Here is an 18,529-nt window from a genome sequence, read left to right on the forward strand (position 1 = left end):
CGAAAAGTTGTATGATGGGGTTTGGCGATTTTGGAGTTAGGTGAGGATAAAGATGCAGCGATATTTTGTGACTCCCGCACAATTCGAGGGAGACCGTGTTGAGATTACGGGCGACGACGCCCGTCATATTACCAAGGTCATGCGAGGCAGGCTTGGTGATAAATTGATTGTAAGCGATGGGGTATCCCGCGAAGCCATGGTGGAGATTGAAGGCATCGAAGCGGCCAGTGTCACTGCCGTTGTAATTGAACCCATGGAGATGACGCAGGAACCGCGTCTGCAAGTTAGCATCGCTCAGAGCTTGCCGAAAGGCGACAAGATGGAGACCGTCATCCAAAAGTGCACCGAGATTGGAGCGGTGTCCTTTGTGCCCTTCCTATCGGACAGAACGATTGTTCAGTACGATGCCAAGAAGGAAGGGAAGCGGCTGGAGCGCTGGCGGAAGATTGCGAAGGAGGCGGCTGAACAGGCGCATCGTAACCGGATACCGTCTATTGAACAGCCTCTGTCGTGGAAAAATCTGCTTGCAGCATTTGCCGGCTATGATGCCGTATATTTTTGTTATGAAAAAGAGCATGGCTCCCAGCTGAGGGACGTGCTGAAGCCTTTTGTAGAGCAGGCGCTGCCGGAGTCGGCCGAGAAGGCCAGCTTGCTGCTGGTCGTTGGACCCGAGGGCGGCTTTACGGAAGAGGAATGCCGAGCGGCGGAAGATGCAGGAGCCGTATCCGTTGGACTTGGAAGGCGGATCCTTCGCTGCGAGACTGCCGGCATGACGGCGCTTGCCTGCGCACTATACGAATCTGGAGAAATGGGGGGCGTTTGAACATGCCATCCGTAGCGTTTTATACGTTGGGTTGCAAAGTCAATTTTTACGATACCGAGGCCATCTGGCAATACTTCAAAAATGAAGGCTACGACCAGGTGGACTTCGAACAAACCGCAGATGTTTATTTGATTAACACCTGCCACGTTACCAATACAGGGGACAAGAAGAGCCGTCAGATGATCAGACGCGCGGTTCGCCGCAATCCCGAGGCCATCGTGGCCGTAACGGGCTGTTACGCTCAAACCTCGCCTGCAGAAATTCTGGACATACCGGGCGTGGATCTTGTCATCGGGAACCAGGATCGCGATAAGATCATGGATTTCATCCATGATATTGAAAAGACGCGCCAGCCGATTAATGCTGTTCGCAACATTATGAAGACCCGGGTATTTGAAGAAATGGACGTTCCGGATTTTGCTGAACGCACTCGTGCATTTCTGAAAATCCAGGACGGCTGCAACAACTTCTGTACGTTCTGCATTATCCCTTGGTCCCGCGGTTTGTCACGCAGCCGTGATCCGAAGAGCATCATCACTCAGGCGCATCAGCTGGTTGGAGCGGGTTATAAGGAAATCGTGCTGACCGGAATCCACACAGGCGGATACGGAGATGATCTTGAAGATTACAGATTGTCCGATTTGCTGTGGGATCTTGACCGGGTAGACGGTTTGGAACGGATCCGCATCAGCTCCATCGAAGCAAGCCAGATCGATGAGAAGATGCTGGATGTGCTGAACCGCTCCAGTAAAATGTGCCGCCACCTTCATATTCCGCTGCAAGCGGGGGATGATACGGTATTGAAACGGATGCACCGTAAATATACAACCGAAGAGTTCTATAACAAGATGGGCTTGATTCGTCAAGCGATGCCCGATGTGGGCATTACGACGGACGTTATCGTTGGCTTCCCTGGCGAAACCGATGAAATGTTCCGTAACGGCTATGACCTGATGAAGGCGATTCAGTTCTCCGAAATGCATGTATTCCCGTATTCGAAGCGTACCGGTACGCCGGCAGCACGGATGGAGGATCAGGTGGACGAGGAAGTGAAGAATGCACGCGTCCATGATCTGATTGACTTGTCGGAGCAGCTGCAGCTTGCTTATGCTGAACGTTTTGTGGGTCAGATTCTGGAAGTGATACCGGAACGTGAGTACAAGGGTGCCCCTCAGGGCGGAAAGATGCAGGGTTACAGCGATAATTATCTGCAGCTTGTATTCAACGGATCGTCTGATCTCGAAGGCAAACTGTGCCGTGTAAAAGTAACCAAAGCCGGTGTAAATGAATGCGAGGGCGAACTCCTAAGCGTCATGGATCATGGACTAAAGGCAGCTGCTCAGTAACTCCCATAGCGGCCATACCAGACAAGGATTTCATTTCCTGGCTACCGGAAGTGGAATCCTTGTTGTACATGAAGGAGGAATAGGACATGGCATATACACAGATTTCCGCAGGCGGCGTGGTATACCGTCATCATGAAGGGGCGCTTCAGATCCAGCTTATTTTGGACCGTTATGGAAAAACCTCGCTTCCCAAGGGCAAGATGGAAGCCGGTGAAACCGTCGAGCAGACTGCACTTCGAGAAATTTGCGAGGAGACAGGTATAGTCGGATCCATCACCTCTCCAGTGGACATTATTGCATATAAATACCATCATCCCGAATTCGGCCAGGTAGACAAGGAAGTTCACTACTATCTGGTTAAGGCAGAAAAAGGTGACCTGAAGCCCCAAATCGAGGAAATCAACGGGGTGGACTGGTTTGAGCCTCTGGCCGCTTGGAGGAAGCAGCGCAGCAACGGATACAACAACAATGATATCATCCTGCGGAAAGCGTTAACGCTGCTTGAAGTAAGCATTCCTGCGGATGAAGATATGAAATTTTAGATCTTTGCCCGCTTGTTCCAGAAGGGCAGATAGCATAGTGGAAGGGCGATGAGCGAGCATACGACATTGAACAGGGTTTGCGCATGGGCGATTTGTCCGGCCGGATCCGCCGCTAACCATCCGGATACGGTGGTTAAACCCGCTATGAACGGAGTAAAGAGCAGGACTCCGCCGATATTCAGCCCCATATGGGACCAGGCCACGAATCGTCCTGCTCGGGTACTGCCAATCGCTGCTATAAGTGCTGTTGCACAGGTGCCGACATTGGAGCCCAGAACGATGGCAACACCGATCTCCGGAGGCAGCGCACCGCTGGCTGCAAGTCCCATAGCCATTGCGATGACAGCGGCGCTGCTGTGCATCAGAGCAGTCAATATCGTTCCGGCTGCAATGCCCCAGAGGACGCTCCGCGAAGCGTGGTCCAGGAACCACTGGAACAAACCGAGGCTTTGAAGGGTCGGGCCGATGGATTGCATGAATTGGATAGCAAGCAGCACCAGCGAGAATCCGGCGACAGCAAGGCATAAAAACTGGCTGCGGATCAAATTGTTTTTTAACTTATCGTAGCTCAGAGGCACGCGCTCGCTGACGAGGACGGCCCCGACCCATAACATCAGCGAGAGGACAAGCAGGGGCATGGCGGCTTGTCCGATCTGCAGGCTGATGAGTTCGGTGGTTACCGTTGTCCCAATGTTGGTGCCGAGGATAACGCCCAGCGTACCGGCGAGGCTTAACAATCCGGCATTGGCGAAACCTATAGCCAGCACGGTAACGGCGGTACTGCTCTGCAGCAGGGCCGTGACCGCTGTGCTGGCGATCATGCCTTTAAGGGGCGTGGATGTCGCTTTATGGAGCCACTTATGCAACAGCGGACCGGCCCAGCGTTGGAGGGCAACCTCCATGACCTTCATGCCGAACAGGAACAGGACAAGACCATAACAGATGGGAAACCAGAGTGAGGATAGCATGATGTTCTCCTTTTTGTGAAATAAAGTGGTGGATTGGATATGAAGCAACCGCTACCGTGAAAGTCTGTCGATAGACTTTTTTCTTAATTACGTATATGACCCTTGGCGGACATGCATGCCTATTGAAATGGCCAGGGGCTAACTTAAGGAGTGAAATACAGTGCCATCGGTAATTTTGGAGCGCAGTCGAAAAAAGAGACTGGAGCAGGGGCATCCCTGGGTTTATAAAAGCGAGATTGCCTCTGTCGAGGGTGAACCCAAGCCAGGTGATATCGTATCGGTGTTAAACCATCAGGGCCGTTTTCTCGCCTCCGGTTATTACAACCCGCAATCTCAAATCACCGTACGCACCGTTTCGTATGAGCCGGTTGAGACGATGGACAAGGCTTTTTTCATCGCCAGGTTCCAGGAATGCCTGAAACACCGGGAACGGTTTATCGGAGATGAGAACGCCTACCGGCTGGTATATGGCGAGGCGGATTTTCTGCCGGGGCTGATTGTGGACCGTTTTGATGATGTACTGGTCTTGCAGCTGCTGACGCTGGGCATGGATCGCTGCCGCGAGGACATCGTGAACGCGCTTGTCGAGGTGGTCCAGCCGAAAGGAATCTATGAACGGAGCGATGTATCCATCCGGGAACTGGAAGGGCTGGAGCAGCGCACAGGCATTCTCTACGGGGAGTGTCCGCGCCACGTAACGGTGACGGAGAACGGCTTGAAGATCAAGGTGGATATCGAGGAAGGGCAGAAGACGGGCTATTTCTTTGATCAGCGGGAGAATCGGGCATCCATTAAGCCGTTAATGAATGGTTGGGGAAGCCGCAGCGGGATCACGCTCCAGACTGTGGAACGGGACGGTGAGATGAAGACCTTACCGGTGAACAAAAGCGGAAAAGAAGTCACTTTTCCCTATTGGGACGGAGCCACGGTGCTGGAATGCTTTTCGCATACGGGCAGTTTTACGCTGCATGCATGCCTTTATGGGGCCAAGAAAGTAACCTGTCTTGACATATCGGAGCATGCCATTGAAAGCGCCAAAGAGAATGTGGAATTGAACGGATTCCAGGATCGCGTGGAGTTTGTAGTGGACGACGCCTTCCAATATTTGCGCAACCAGGTAAAAGGCTTGGAAGAACGCGAACAACGTGCGCAAGGGGACCAGAAAGTGGATACCTCCAAACCGCTGACCGCGGGAGGTGGACGTTCCTGGGACGTGGTCATCCTGGACCCGCCGGCGTTTGCCAAAACCAGGTCTGCCGTCAAAGGGGCTTGCCGCGGGTACAAGGATATCAACCTTCATGGCATGAAGCTGGTGAATGAGGGCGGTTATTTGGTTACCGCAAGCTGCTCGTACCATATGCGGCCGGATTTGTTTCTGGAGACGATTCAGGATGCGGCGAAAGATGCCGGCAAAATTTTAAGACTTGTGGAATGGCGTGCGGCTGGCAAGGATCATCCGCAAATTCTTGGGGTCGACGAGGGCCATTATTTGAAATTTGCCGTGTTCGAAGTGCGCAGCAAATCAAAGCTTTAAATTGCCGCAGCTACCGGTTAATGCGAAGGGTCTTGCCATGGTGGGTGAACCACGATGGCGGGGTCCTTTTTTGGTTGCCCGCAATATTTTGGAATGGGAATGAAATCCAAACGTATGTTCCATTAAACGTTACTTATGCTATACTAGTAATCAGCATCTTTTTTGATAGAGAACGAACCAAGACGTGGATTTCACATGAATTTTGATAGATTTGACCAATAGATTCAAGGGCATGATTTCACCGGGCACGCAGCTGGTTTTGAAGGTGAAGGAGTTCCCTTTCGAAAGACGATGTAAAGGGGGCATAGCATGAGCATTCAATTTGTTATCGGCAGGTCGGGCAGCGGCAAAAGCACGTCGATCCGCCAAGAGATGATCGAGCGATTGGAGCAAGATCCCAAGGGGAATCCGATGATACTGATCGTTCCCGAGCAAGGGTCTTATGAAGCGGAGCATGCACTCGTTAATGCAGGAGGCATTCGCGGGATGATGCGCGCGCAAGTGCTCAGTTTCCGTCGACTGGCTTACCGTGTCATGCAGGAAGCCGGCGGGGCCGCGAAAGTGGCGATCAGCGAAGAAGGCAAGCGCATGCTGCTGTATAAAATTTTGCGGAGGCGCAAAGAAGAGCTCCAATTGTTCGGGGCTTCGGGGGAGCAGCATGGTTTTGTCGGCAAGCTGAGCGAGCTGTATACGGAAATGAAGCGCTATTGCATTGACGCTTCCTGCGTGGAGGAGCAGCTGGAACAGATGGTATCAGGTTCCGGGAATTCACCGATGCTTCGGCGCAAGCTGGAGGACATCGTAACAGTCTTTCGCGATTTTGAGCTTGAGATTTCACGGTTTTACATGGATGAGGAAGATACGCTGGCCTCTTTGGCAGAGGGAGTGACCCAATCCGACTATATCAAGCGCGCGGACATTTGGATTGATGGTTTCCACGGCTTTACGCCGCAGGAGTACCGGGTGCTCCAGGAGATTATGACCCATGCCAACCGCGTAACGATCGCGTTGACACTGGACAAGCCTTATACGAACGGGAATGCTCCACATGAGCTGGATCTCTTTCATCCTACCGCGGTGACGTACATAAAGCTTAAAGGCATTGCCGATGAGATCGGGGTGGATACGGCGCATCGTATCCTGCAGCCCGATGTTCTTCCACGGTTTCAAGAATCCCCTCTGCTTGCCCACCTCGAACGCGGTTATGATCGGAAGAAACGTTGGACTGAAGCTGCCCGGGACGGAGTTACAGTGAGCAATCCGGACGGTAGAAGCGCAGGTCTTCTTCTTCATGCTGCCAGTCACCGACGGGCTGAAATTGAAGGGGCTTTACGTGAAATGGTGCGTCTCGCCCGGGAAGAAGGAGCAAGATACCGGGAAATGGCCGTGTTTGTCCGGAATATGGGGGAATATGAACATCTGATAGGTCCTTTGTTCAGGGAACACGGCGTTCCTTATTTCCTGGATCAGAAGCGAAGCGAACTGCATCATCCGCTGGTCGAATTTATTCGCTCTGCGCTCGATATCATCGGACGCCGCTGGCGTTATGAGGATGTATTCCGCTGCGTGAAGACAGATCTGCTGCTGCCGCTGGACGGTTCGCTTACCCGTGAGGACATGGACCGTCTGGAGAACCATGTGCTGGCTTCCGGAATCCAGGGCACGCGCTGGACGGATGGCCGTCCGTGGAAGGGAATTCCAAGCCTCTCATTAGAAGACGGGGAGAGCGAGGCGCGAAATCCCGATGGCATGCAGGTGATTGAGTATGCCAGAAAGGTGATTACGGAGCCGCTGCATGCGTTTGAGAAACGGATGAAAAAGGCTGCAAGTGCAATGGATCAGAGCACCGCAGTTTATCGGCTTCTGGAGGAAACCGCTGTTCCTGAAAAGCTGGAGCTGTTAAGCCGGGCAGCTCTGGATGCCGGGCGTCCTGAGGAAGCCAGGGAGCACCGCCAGGTATGGGGGGCTGTGCTTGACCTGCTCGACCAGATTGTGGAGATGATGGGTGCGGAGAAGTTAAGCACCGAATTGTTCACGGGCGTGCTGGGTACGGGACTTACGGAAATGAAAATGGCTCTGGTGCCTCCGTCTCTGGATCAAGTGCTGATCGGCAGCATGGACCGGACACGGACGGGCGGCGTGAAATATGCTTTTCTGCTCGGCATTAACGACGGTGTTCTCCCAGCCCAGTTTCAGGACGATGGTATCCTAACAGAACCGGAGCGTGTTCAGCTCGAAGACCGCGGTTTGGAGCTTGCTCCAAGCATATCCCGAAGACTGCTGGATGAACGTTTCCTGATCTATAATGCTCTGACTTCGGCCAGTAAGCAGCTATGGGTCAGTTATCCTGCGGCGGACGATGAAGGCAAGACGCTATTGCCATCCGAGGTCATCCGCCATTTGAAGCTGATGTTTCAGATGGAAGAGGTGCCATTGTTTGCAAGACCGCATGCCGGGCAATCGGCCAGCGAGCAGGAGCATTACGCGGCCCGTCCGGACAAGACGCTTGCTTATTTAACGGGTCGGCTTCGCGACTGGAGGAATGGAGAGGAGATCCCGGACATTTGGTGGCACGTGTACAATTGGTATGCGGAGCAGCCGGATGTAAGACCGCGTCTTTCTTCGATGCTCTCATCCTTGTCTTACCGGAATGAAGCCCGGCCGCTTAAGCAGGAAACCAGCAGGCAGTTGTACGGAACGAAGCTGCGGACAAGCGTATCCCGGATGGAGCGTTTTGTTGCGTGCCCGTTTTCCCATTTTGCCTCCCATGGGTTGAAGCTGAAAGAACGGCAGCTGTACCGTCTTCAGGCTCCTGATATCGGGCAGCTATTTCATGCGGCCTTAAGCAGCATGGCCGTGAAGTTTCAATCGCAGCATCGAAGCTGGGGAGACTTGACCGCGGAGGAATGCCTGCGCGAGGCGGAAGCAACGGTCGATCGGCTTGCTCCGATGCTGCAGGGTGAAATCCTGCTTAGCTCCAAGCGATATGGATATATTTCGCGCAAGCTGAAAAACATCGTGGGCAGAGCGTCCGTGATTTTGGGTGAACAAGCAAGGCGCGGCAAATTCGAGCCGATCGGCCTCGAACTCGATTTCGGTCCCGGGAAGCCGCTGCCGCCGCTGACGTTTGAATTGCCGAACGGGGTCAAGATGGAGATTGTCGGGCGTATTGACCGCGTCGACATGGCACGCGGAGAGCATGGGATCATGCTGCGCGTCATTGATTATAAATCGAGCCAGAAGGATTTGCGGCTGCATGAGGTCTATTACGGCTTATCCTTGCAGATGCTGACCTATCTGGACGTGCTGCTGACGTTTGCCGAGGACTGGCTCGGCGAACAGGCGTTGCCTGCGGGAACATTGTATTTCCATGTTCATGATCCGGTCTTGCAATCGGCAAATGGCATGACGCCGGAGCAGGCGGCAGAGGAGCTGCTCAAACGTTACAAAATGAAGGGCTTGCTGCTGGCAGACCGCGAAGCGGTTTCCCTTATGGATTCGTTCCTTGAAAAAGGGCACTCGGCCATTCTGCCTGTCGCCGTCAAAACGGACGGCAGCTTCTACAGCAGCGCAGCCGTTGCAACGCCTGACCAGTGGGAGACCTTGTTATCCGCCGTGCGAGAGAACATGCTGAATATCGGCTCCCGAATTACGGGGGGCGATGTCGCGATTGTGCCATACCGGATTCAGCAGGAGACTGCCTGCACGTACTGTTCCTTCCGGCCGGTATGCCAGTTCGACGACGCGATTGAGGGCAGCGAGTATCAGCTGCTGGGTAAACCGGGTAAAGATCAGGTTTGGGATCTGCTCGGACATCCGAAGGGAGGAGATGGCCGGTGAGAGAGATGATAGCAAAACCCGAGGGCAGCATGTGGAGTGACGACCAGTGGAAAGCCATCGCAATGTCGGGCGATGACATGCTGGTTGCAGCTGCAGCAGGTTCAGGGAAGACCGCCGTGCTGGTTGAACGGATCATTCGCAAAATCCTCGACGATTCCGCAGGGTTCAGCGTAGACCGGCTTCTTGTGGCTACGTTTACCAAGGCCGCTGCTGCCGAAATGCGGGGGCGGATAAGAGAAGCGCTGGACCGTGAGCTGGACCGGGATCCGGACAATGAGCATATCCGGCGTCAGCTCGCTTTGCTTGGCAGGGCGTCCATTACGACGCTGCACTCCTTTTGCATGGAAGTCATTCGTCGATATTATCAGTTAATACCGCTGGATCCGGGATTCCGCATTCTGAATGAACATGAGGCGGATTTAATGCGGCAGGATATGCTGGAGGAGCTGTTCGAAGAGAAATACGGCGAGGCCGAAGGCGATCCGGAGAGTCATTTTGTACGATTGGCGGACTGGTTCAGCGGCGAGCGAACGGATGACGCGCTGTACCGTCTTGTGCAGCGCCTCTACGATTTCTCCCGCAGCCATTCGTGGCCGGCACACTGGCTTAGGGAAACGGCTGCCGGCTTCCAGGTACAAGGTACGGAGGCTCTCGGACAAACGCCATGGGTTCAAAGCATTTTGGCCGATGCTCGGTTGGCCTTGAATGGAGCAGCCGGCTTGCTGCAGCAAGCCAGGGCGATCGCCATGCAGCCGGGAGGGCCTGCGCCGTATGTGGATAATCTGGATGACGACTTACGGCTGGTCGCCTCCCTGCTTGAGGCCATCGATATTTCGCCGTGGGAATCGTTGTACGGCATTTTCCGCGAGGCGTCTTTTGGCAAGCTCAAATCCGTTCGGAAGGATGAGGTGCTGCCGGAGCTTCAGGAACAGGTTAAGGAACTGCGCGACAACGTGAAGAAAATCGTCAACGAGCTGAAAAGTGCATTGTTTGGCCGTCCGGCATCGGAATTTTTGCAGGAACTTCACACGGCAGCGCCGCTGATGATGGAGCTGGCCGAGACGGTTATCGCTTTTGGCGAGCGATATCGGGAAGCCAAGGCGGCCAAAGGTATGGTCGACTTTAATGACCTTGAGCATTATTGCCTCCATATTCTTCGCCACCCCGATTCCGTGCCGGGCTGTATGATGCCTTCCGATGCGGCCATGGAATACCGCGAGCAGTTTGATGAAGTGCTGTTGGACGAATATCAGGATACGAACAGCGTACAGGAAGACATCGTACGATTGATCTCCCGGGAAATGCCGGGCAACCGGTTTATGGTCGGAGACGTGAAGCAGAGTATTTATCGGTTCCGCTTGGCGGAGCCGGGATTGTTTCTCGATAAATATAAGACGTTTTCTTCTGACGCAAGCACTGCCCAAGCCGGTATCCGGATTGATCTGGCCCGTAATTTCCGCAGCCGAATGGAAGTAGTGGATGCCGTCAATTTGCTGTTCCGGCAGATCATGAATGAATCCGTAGCCGAGATTGCCTATGACGAACGGGCAGAGCTTGTATGCGGCGCTTCCTTTCCGGAGCAGGAGGTTCAGGGTGGCACGAACCCTTACACCCCTGAATTACTCCTCATCGACCGTCTTGGAAAAGGGACGGAGGCGCAGCCCGAAGAATCGGCTTCCGAAGACGATGGGGTTCAGCTTGAGGTTGAGGCGCTTGAAATGGAAACCGCCCAGCTGGAGGCACGCGCCATTGCCCGTAGAATCCGTGAGATGACAGGCGAAAGCGGGAAGCCGCTTATGGTGTACGATAAGGGACTCAAATCGATGCGGCCCGCGGGATATGGAGACATGGTCATTTTGCTGCGCTCAGCCATGGTATGGGCACCGTTAATTATGGAGGAGCTGCGGCAGGAAGGCATTCCGGCGTTCGGCGAGCAGAACAAGGGATACTTTCAGGCGACGGAAGTGGAGATCATTTTATCGCTGCTGCAGGTGATTGATAATCCCCGCCAGGATATTCCCCTGGCTTCCGTATTGCGTTCGCCAATACTTGGATTATCCGAAGAAGAGATGGCGCAGGTGCGTCTGTGTGCCAAAGGGACTTACTACGATGCGCTTAAGGCAGCAGTCGCGTTAAGTGTCGCCCCGCCGGTCATGGATTCTGCACGCTCTGCGGGCTTCGTGGATGGCAAATGGACACCGGGCGTAGAACTGGAAGGCTTGGCCGAAGCAGCAGCAGGTCATGAGCTCGTGGCAGGCAGCCTTCTTTCGGATGCTCCGTTATCAGCGGAAAGTCAGAATATCGAAATATCTCCGGAGCTGGGCTCAAAACTTGGATTGTTTATGGATCAGCTTCAGCGCTGGCGGCAGGAAGCGCGCCAAGGAAGTTTGAGCGATCTGATCTGGCGAATTTACAGCGAAACCGGTTATTTGGATTGGGTTGGCGGTCTGCCCGGCGGCAAGCAGCGTCAGGGTAATCTGACCGCCTTGTATGACCGGGCTGTGCAGTATGAACAGGATACCGCCTCCAGAGGTCTCTTCCGATTCCTGACCTTTATCTCCCGGCTCCGGGAGCGAGGCGGGGATCTCGGCACGGCCGGCGGTACGGAAAGTCAGGGCAACGCAGTGCGCCTGATGACCATTCACAAGAGCAAGGGGCTGGAATTCCCGGTTGTTTTTGTAGCGGGATTGTCCAAAAATTTCAACCAGCAGGATTTGAACTCCCCATTCCTGATGCATAAGGAGCTTGGCTTTGGACCGAAGTTTGTGGATGAAGGCATGCGCGTTAGCTACCCGACGCTGCCGAATCTGGCGATCCGGCGCAGGTCGCAGCTGGAGCTGTTGGCTGAGGAGATGCGCGTCCTCTATGTTGCCCTTACGCGGCCCAAAGAGAAAATGATCCTGGTCGGCACGGTGAAGGATTTGCCGAAGAAGGCGGCTGCGTGGGCACAAGCCGATTTTAACCCGGAGCTTCTTCTGCCGGATTACGTCCTTGCCCGTGGCCGGAGTTACTTGGATTGGATCGGCCCGGCCGTGATACGCCATCCATCCGCAGGTGTGCTCCGCGAAAAGGCGGGATTACCCGGAGAGACGAGCTCACGCGTGTTGAGGGAAGATCGATCGCAATGGATAATTTCGATTGAGACACCGGAATCCTTGGCGCAGGGCATGACCGGCATTGAGGATGACGTGCAGGCGGATAGCGATGATCGGTTGAATAAGCTGGATGCCCTGCGCAAGCTCGAGCCGGTTGTTCCCGTGGCTGCTATAGCCGAAGAGGAAGATAAAAGCACAGATGGTCAACGTGCAAGCATCTATGAGCGCTTGTCTTGGAAATATCGTTATGAAACGGTCAGCCAAATATCCGCCAAAACGTCCGTAACGGAGATGAAGAAGCTGCTTGCCTTGCAGGACAGCCCCTCCCTGGATCTGCTGGAGGAGCAGGCCGTAAAACGCCAGAGCAAGGAAAATATCGGGGCAGGCTCATCCTTCACACTAAGCTTGCGGCGGCCGAAATTTATGGAGTCACCAAAGCTGACACCCGCGGAACGGGGAACCGTGTATCATACGATCATGCAGCATGTGCCTCTTGAACGATTGGAGGGAGCCGCGGAACCGACGCCGGAGATTGAAGACACGATCCGCTACCTTGTGGAAAAAGAAATCTTAACCGGTGAGCAGGCAGCCGCGGTGGAAGCCACGGAGATCAGCGGCCTGTTCGCTTGCGAGGTAGGGAAGCAGCTGCTGACGGCAGAGGATGTCTGGCGCGAGATGCCGTTTTCATATGCACTCCCCGCAGCTGAAGCATACCAAGGGCTCGCTTTCATGGACCAAATCTCGGACCAAGCGGCCGAAGCACCGGATGTGCAGCTCCTTCAGGACGAAACCGTGCTGATCCAAGGGGTTGTGGACTGCCTGTTCAGGCAGGGTGGTAGACTTGTGCTGCTGGATTATAAAACGGACCGGGTCCTGGAGCATCGCGGCGGCGTTTCGGCCTTGGCAGAGCAGTATCGTTTTCAGCTGGATCTATATGCGAAGGCCTTGGAGGATATTTTAGACGAGCCCGTGCATGAAAAATGGTTGTACTTTTTTGATGGGGGACATGCCGTTCAATTATAGTCATTTCTATTGGTTTGATTGGGAAGTTTGAAGCGGGAGAGGAGAATAGCGATGCGTATATTGCATACCGGAGACTGGCATCTGGGGCGCACACTCGAAGGCCGGAGCAGGCTTGCAGAGCAGGAGCGCTTTTTGGATGAGCTGGTTAAGCTGGCAGATGAAGAGCAGGCCGATCTGATCCTCATGGCGGGGGACGTTTATGATTCCGTCAATCCGCCTGCGGCTGCAGAGCAGTTGTTTTACGATGCGGCCGCCAGACTTACGGAGGGGGGGCGCCCTATGGTGGTCATTGCGGGCAACCATGATCAGCCGGAACGGGTTGCATCGGTCACGCCGCTTGTTGCAACCAGGGGCATAACCCTGATTGGTACCCCTGTTGCCGATGCAATCACTGTTTCAGCGGCACGTACCGGAGAAACGGCCAAGATTGCAGCACTCCCTTATCCGTCGGAGGCCAGGCTTAACGAGCTGCTTTCGATCGATGGAGACGAGGATCAGCTCCGGCGTGCCTATAGCGAGAGAGTCGGAAAACTGATGAGGATGATGGCAAGGGATTTTTCTCCGCAGACGGTCAATCTGGCCATGAGCCATATCTATGTGCTTGGCGGCGTCGAGAGCGATTCCGAGCGACCGATTCAGGTGGGTGGAGCGTACACGGTTGATCCGTTGGCACTCTCTGTAGGCGCATCCTATACGGCGCTTGGTCACCTGCATCGTTCTCAGGCAGTCAAAGGAGAGGGAATGATCCGTTACAGCGGTTCACCTCTCGCCTACAGCTTCTCGGAAGCGGGACAGGCCAAATCGGTGACTCTGGTTGACGTATCGCCAGGAGGAGCCCCCGTGATCGAGGAGCTGTTTCTTAGCAGCGGCCGCCCGCTTGTTCGCTGGAAGGCCAAGGGCGGATTGGAAGAAGTGTATCGTTGGCTTGATGAGGGGCGTGATCCCGAAGCCTTCATAGATCTGGAGGTATCCCTAACGGAGGCCATGGGGCTTGCCGACATTCAGCGACTCCGAAAGAGCAGGGACGGCATTGTTCACATCCGTCCGGTTTACCCGGAGATGGAGGCGCTGGAGCTGGAGAGCGAGCGCTCCCGACTGCCGCTGCCGGATCTGTTCCGAAAGTTCTACCAGCGGCAATCCGGCGGGGCGGAGCCCGAGGATCATCTGGTCGATTTGTTTCTGGAGCTCGTAGAGGAAGAGGAGTCTGACGGGATGGAGGTGAAGTCGTAGATGAAACCAATCTTGTTGAAGTTATCCGGACTGCAGAGTTACCGAGATACGCAGGAGATTGATTTTGAGACGTTGTGCGAAACCGGACTCTTCGGTATTTTCGGACCGACGGGAAGCGGGAAATCCACGCTGCTGGATGCTATTACCTTAGCCATGTACGGAAAGGTGGAGCGTGCGGTTAACGGAACCCAGGGCATCATGAACCATTCAGAGGACAGCTTGTCCGTTTCCTTTACGTTTGAGTTGTCTTCCGCTGCCGGGCTGGAGCGATACCGGGTAGAGCGCCGATTCAAACGGGTCAACGAGCTCTCTATAAGCAATACAATAAGTCGTTTTATTCACGTTACTCCCGATGGGGATCAAGTGATGGCGGATAAACTGGCCGAAGTCACCCGCTGCGTAGAAGAGAAAATCGGACTAAAAATGGATGATTTTACCCGCGCGGTTGTCCTTCCTCAAGGAAAGTTCGCCGAATTCCTCTCCCTGAAGGGGAGTGAGCGTCGGCAGATGCTTCAGCGGCTGTTTCATTTGGAACGGTACGGAGACCAGCTCGCAATCAAGCTCAGCCGGCGTGTTAAGGATACAGAGGGTTCGCTGAAATCCGTCGAAGCTGAACAGCAGGGGTTGGGCAGTGCAGGGAAAGAAGCTTTGGCGGAAGCCACTACGGTGCTGGAAGATGCCAAGAAACACGCGGCGTCATCCCGGAATCTTCTCCGGGCCGCCATGGAAGCCCATGAAGCTATGGGGAAAATCCGTGAGCTGGATATGGAAAAACGGCGGCTGCAGGGGAAGCTGGATGAACTCGCCCTTCATGAGGAAGAGATGAAGGAGCTGGAACGACGGCTTGAGCTGACAGGGGCGGCAGCCGCTGTTCTCCCTGCGCTTGAAGCATGGCGCGAATCCGGCAAGGCCTGGGATCATCGGCGGCAGATTGCCGAAGGACTCACCGCACAAGCTGCATCCGCTCAGCAGGCGGCGGAGCAGGCTGTAAAGGCGGATGAAGCAGCCCAGGCAGCCCTTCGGGCCGAGGAGCCGAAGCTGGTGCTTCGGGAGCAGCAGCTGGAGCAAGCTGTTTTATTGCAGCGGGAACGTGATGGATTACGGGACGAACTGATTAGACTCGACGCACAGCGAGTGAATGCCCGTAAAGAGCTTGATGAGGTAACTGCCCAACTGCAGAAGGAGCAGGAGCTGCTCGAACGAGGGCGAAAGCGGCAGGAGGAGCTGCAGGACAAGCTGAAAGGGCTTGAGACTCGCTCTGGTGATCGCCAGGTGCTTCATATGGCGATGCAGAAGGCTCAAGCGCTTGAGTCAGCCGGCAGACAGAAGCAAAAAGCTGAGCTCGAGTTAAAGTCGCAGGAGAGCAGGCTGAAAGAGCAAGAGGCAAGACGTGTTGCCCTGCAGAAGCAGGAGCAAGAATTGCAACGGCACTACATACAGCTCTCCGTGCAAGCTGACAGCTTGCAGCGTGATGCAGCCGAAGCCTCGTCGTTTGCCGATCGGATGGCAGCCGCGGCAGCTTATGTAAACCAGGCGATGAGCCAATCGCTTCGCGACAAACAGCTTCATGCGCTGTCCCTTTCACTGGCCGCCGAGCTTCAGGAAGGAGCGCCTTGTCCGGTTTGCGGAAGTGAACATCATCCTCTCCCTGCCGCCTCATCAGGGCAGCCTGAAGATGATCTTGATGAGAGCATGGATCGGCTGACGCAGATCACTCATCAGATCCAGGAGGTCAGATTAACCCTGCGGGGGCAGCTTAACGAAGCGGAAGCGCTGGCAAGCCAAGCGCGTTCGCAGATTGAGCCGTACGCAGATGACGACCTGCTTACCGTCAGACCCGACGGGCAGGAACAGGAACGCGGATGGATGGAAGCGGCAGTGTCAGCTATACCTGCCGATGATAAAGCGTACGATGTCGAAAGGCTTGCCTCCGATACGGCCCGGCTCATGAAAGCAGCCGAAACTCAGGCTGCTGCCATCGGGCAATGCCGTACGGAAGCGTCCAAGGTACAGCAGAGCCTCTTTACATGCCAGCAGGAGCTAATGAAACAGAACGCTGCGCTTGAGAATGGTCAAATGATATGGAACCAGCTGCGCGATCAGCTTGCAGGATTGGAAGCAGAAGCTGAGGGCATTCTGAATTCCTGGCAGGAAGGCAAGCCGGATTTCTCTCTGGAGGAGGCAGTCGGCCGTTTTCAGCTCATGCAGGAGAAGGATGCGGAATCCGAGTCGATTAAGGAAGGGCTTGAGCGCAGCGTACCATTTATTGAGGAGAAGAAGCAGGCCGTCCTTCGCTTGGAGCAGCAGCTTCGTGAGCTGGAGAAGCAGCTGATTCAATGGGACGCGCAGCGTGAAGGAAAGACGGAGGGGCTGAAGGATAAAGAAGAGCGTCTTCAGGCATGGATTGGTGACCGGTCGGCTGAGGAATTGCTGAGCGAATGCCGGACCAGGATGTCGATGCTGAAGGAATCCGCTGAACAAGCCAGAAGCGAGTGCAGGAAGGCGGAAGAGAAGGCTCAGCATGCAGCCAAGGAAGCGGCTCTTGCAGAACAGGCTGAGAGAGCTGCGCAGGAGCAGCATCAAGCCGCCAAGCTTGCTTGGGAGAACCAACTGGCAGCCTCACCGTTCGCTACGGAGCGTGCCGTCATGGAAGCCTGTTTAACCGCGGAAGAAATTGAACGTTGTGTCCAGTTAGTGAAAGCACACCGGGAAGGACAGCGGGAATGGACGCTGAGACTTCGCGACGTCGAACAGAAGCTTGGCGCCAGCCCTTTTCATGAAGAGGAGTGGGAACGGTGCTCAGCCGAGCTTCAGGCGGCCCGTACAGCCGATGAGGAGGCTCTTCAGGCGAGGGCCCGAGCCGAGCGGGACTTGGAAGACCTGAATAAACGTCACATCCGGTTTATGGAATTGGAAGAGCAGCGTCTTAGCCTTCAACGGGAGAGCGAGCGCTTGTCCAAACTCCAGTCCTGCTTGCGCGGAAACGCGTTTGTTGAATACATTGCGGAGGAACAGCTGATGCAGGTAAGTCAGTCGGCTTCCCAGCGTCTTCGCTACTTGACCAAGCAGCGCTACTCGCTTGAGGTGGATTCCGGTGGAGGATTCGTCATTCGGGACGATGCCAACGGCGGCGTCCGGCGACCGGTATCCACGTTATCGGGCGGCGAGACATTCCTGACTTCATTAGCCTTGGCTTTGGCACTCTCGGCACAGATTCAGCTGCGCGGGCAATATCCGCTGCAGTTCTTTTTCCTCGACGAAGGCTTCGGTACGCTGGATCCGGAGCTGCTGGAGACGGTTATTACCGCGCTTGAGCGCCTCCATACGGATAAGCTGACCGTCGGCATCATCAGTCATGTGCCCGAGCTTCGGGCACGTCTGCCGCGCAAGCTGGTCGTACGGCCGGCAGAGCAAGCGGGTGCGGGCTCGAAGCTTGCAATCGAATCGATGTAGCAGCGAACCAATGGATGATGTGATCTAAATCACGGAAACAGCAACATGGCACTGTTATAGTACAGATAAGCCGACATATATAAGAAGCACCGGGCAGGCGCTTGATCATGAGAGATTCCTATCTTTTCCCTTGCTCTCGTGATGAAGCGCCTCCTTACTGGACAGCTGCGTTCCAGGGGTGCTTCTCTTTTTTTTGTGTCGTCCCTAATTGTCATCTATTGGACGCATTGCCTAATTTCTTATATGATAAAAGCATGTAACGTATGAAAGGGGTAACCGTGATGGATTGTCTTTTTTGCAAAATCGTAGAGGGTGAGCTTCCTTCCACGAAGGTACTCGAAAATGATAAGGTGCTTGTATTTCAAAACATTAATCCGGAGGCGCCGGTTCATGTCCTGATTATTCCCAAGAAGCATATCGCATCCATGAACGATATTCAGGATGAAGATTTGCTGCTGATTGGCGAGATGCACAAAGCGGCTAAAGAAGCCGCTGCGAAGCTGGGCATTGCGGAGAGCGGTTACCGATTAATTAACAACTGCGGACCCGATGGGGAACAATCGGTGTTTCATGTGCACTATCATCTGATGGGCGGTCGCCGTTTAGGCGCTTTAACAGGCATTTCGCCCGCTCATACATAACATCGGGCCAATGAAGAAATAGATCAGCCTCGCT

The 18,529-nt window shown here is 54.6% G+C and carries 10 protein-coding genes; 9 read left to right on the plus strand and 1 reads right to left on the minus strand.

Translation table 11 applies throughout. The features are described 5' to 3' along the window. Positions 1-52 precede the first annotated feature (52 nt). The 3 genes from OHJ21_RS01000 to OHJ21_RS01010 all read left to right on the plus strand — a co-directional run bounded on the left by OHJ21_RS01000 (position 53) and on the right by OHJ21_RS01010 (position 2,711). Positions 53-823, plus strand: coding sequence for an RsmE family RNA methyltransferase (locus OHJ21_RS01000; RefSeq protein WP_486019185.1), 771 nt, complete (start codon positions 53-55; stop codon positions 821-823). A gap of 2 nt (positions 824-825) precedes the next feature. Beyond that, positions 826-2,169: a tRNA (N(6)-L-threonylcarbamoyladenosine(37)-C(2))-methylthiotransferase MtaB gene (mtaB, locus tag OHJ21_RS01005; protein WP_486019186.1), complete on the plus strand. Its 1,344-nt coding sequence runs from the start codon at positions 826-828 to the stop codon at positions 2,167-2,169. 86 nt (positions 2,170-2,255) lie between these two features. Then, on the plus strand, positions 2,256-2,711 hold the full coding sequence (locus tag OHJ21_RS01010; RefSeq protein WP_326112462.1) for an NUDIX hydrolase: 456 nt from the start codon (positions 2,256-2,258) through the stop codon (positions 2,709-2,711). Here OHJ21_RS01010 and OHJ21_RS01015 read toward each other — a convergent pair. Then, entirely contained in the window at positions 2,708-3,679 is a 972-nt protein-coding gene (locus tag OHJ21_RS01015; protein WP_100535905.1) for a Na/Pi cotransporter family protein, read from the minus strand. The genes OHJ21_RS01010 and OHJ21_RS01015 overlap by 4 nt on opposite strands. Before the next feature lie 160 nt (positions 3,680-3,839). Here OHJ21_RS01015 and OHJ21_RS01020 point away from each other — a divergent pair, with 160 nt between their 5' ends. The 6 genes from OHJ21_RS01020 to OHJ21_RS01045 all read left to right on the plus strand — a co-directional run bounded on the left by OHJ21_RS01020 (position 3,840) and on the right by OHJ21_RS01045 (position 18,495). Further along, positions 3,840-5,213 carry a class I SAM-dependent rRNA methyltransferase gene (locus OHJ21_RS01020; RefSeq protein ID WP_326112461.1) on the plus strand — a complete coding sequence of 458 codons (1,374 nt, stop codon included), beginning with the start codon at positions 3,840-3,842 and terminating at the stop codon, positions 5,211-5,213. Positions 5,214-5,522: 309 nt separating this feature from the next. Beyond that, complete coding sequence (addB, locus tag OHJ21_RS01025; RefSeq protein WP_486019187.1) at positions 5,523-9,053, plus strand: helicase-exonuclease AddAB subunit AddB; 3,531 nt, start codon at positions 5,523-5,525, stop codon at positions 9,051-9,053. Positions 9,054-9,058: 5 nt separating this feature from the next. Continuing rightward, the gene (gene addA, locus OHJ21_RS01030; RefSeq protein WP_486020987.1) at positions 9,059-13,171 is read left to right on the plus strand and encodes a helicase-exonuclease AddAB subunit AddA; all 4,113 of its coding nucleotides are present in this window, start codon (positions 9,059-9,061) and stop codon (positions 13,169-13,171) included. 51 nt (positions 13,172-13,222) lie between these two features. Further along, positions 13,223-14,401 carry an exonuclease SbcCD subunit D gene (locus tag OHJ21_RS01035; RefSeq protein ID WP_486019188.1) on the plus strand — a complete coding sequence of 393 codons (1,179 nt, stop codon included), beginning with the start codon at positions 13,223-13,225 and terminating at the stop codon, positions 14,399-14,401. Continuing rightward, complete coding sequence (locus OHJ21_RS01040) at positions 14,402-17,854, plus strand: AAA family ATPase (RefSeq protein ID WP_486019189.1); 3,453 nt, start codon at positions 14,402-14,404, stop codon at positions 17,852-17,854. 281 nt (positions 17,855-18,135) lie between these two features. Beyond that, a complete protein-coding gene (locus OHJ21_RS01045; RefSeq protein WP_071222932.1) occupies positions 18,136-18,495 on the plus strand; it encodes a histidine triad nucleotide-binding protein in 360 nt (119 codons plus the stop codon). Positions 18,496-18,529: the final 34 nt, after the last annotated feature.

The organism is Virgibacillus sp. LDC1 (assembly GCF_025792345.1).
GTDB lineage: Bacteria > Bacillota > Bacilli > Paenibacillales > Paenibacillaceae > Paenibacillus_AQ > Paenibacillus_AQ lautus.

Coding starts and splice junctions, on each gene's coding strand:
- OHJ21_RS01000 (WP_486019185.1), top strand. CDS start 53: ATGCAGCGATATTTTGTGACTCCCGCACAATTCGAGGGAGACCGTGTT.
- mtaB (WP_486019186.1), top strand. CDS start 826: ATGCCATCCGTAGCGTTTTATACGTTGGGTTGCAAAGTCAATTTTTAC.
- OHJ21_RS01010 (WP_326112462.1), top strand. CDS start 2,256: ATGGCATATACACAGATTTCCGCAGGCGGCGTGGTATACCGTCATCAT.
- OHJ21_RS01015 (WP_100535905.1), bottom strand. CDS start 3,679: ATGCTATCCTCACTCTGGTTTCCCATCTGTTATGGTCTTGTCCTGTTC.
- addB (WP_486019187.1), top strand. CDS start 5,523: ATGAGCATTCAATTTGTTATCGGCAGGTCGGGCAGCGGCAAAAGCACG.
- addA (WP_486020987.1), top strand. CDS start 9,059: ATGATAGCAAAACCCGAGGGCAGCATGTGGAGTGACGACCAGTGGAAA.
- OHJ21_RS01035 (WP_486019188.1), top strand. CDS start 13,223: ATGCGTATATTGCATACCGGAGACTGGCATCTGGGGCGCACACTCGAA.
- OHJ21_RS01040 (WP_486019189.1), top strand. CDS start 14,402: ATGAAACCAATCTTGTTGAAGTTATCCGGACTGCAGAGTTACCGAGAT.
- OHJ21_RS01045 (WP_071222932.1), top strand. CDS start 18,136: ATGGATTGTCTTTTTTGCAAAATCGTAGAGGGTGAGCTTCCTTCCACG.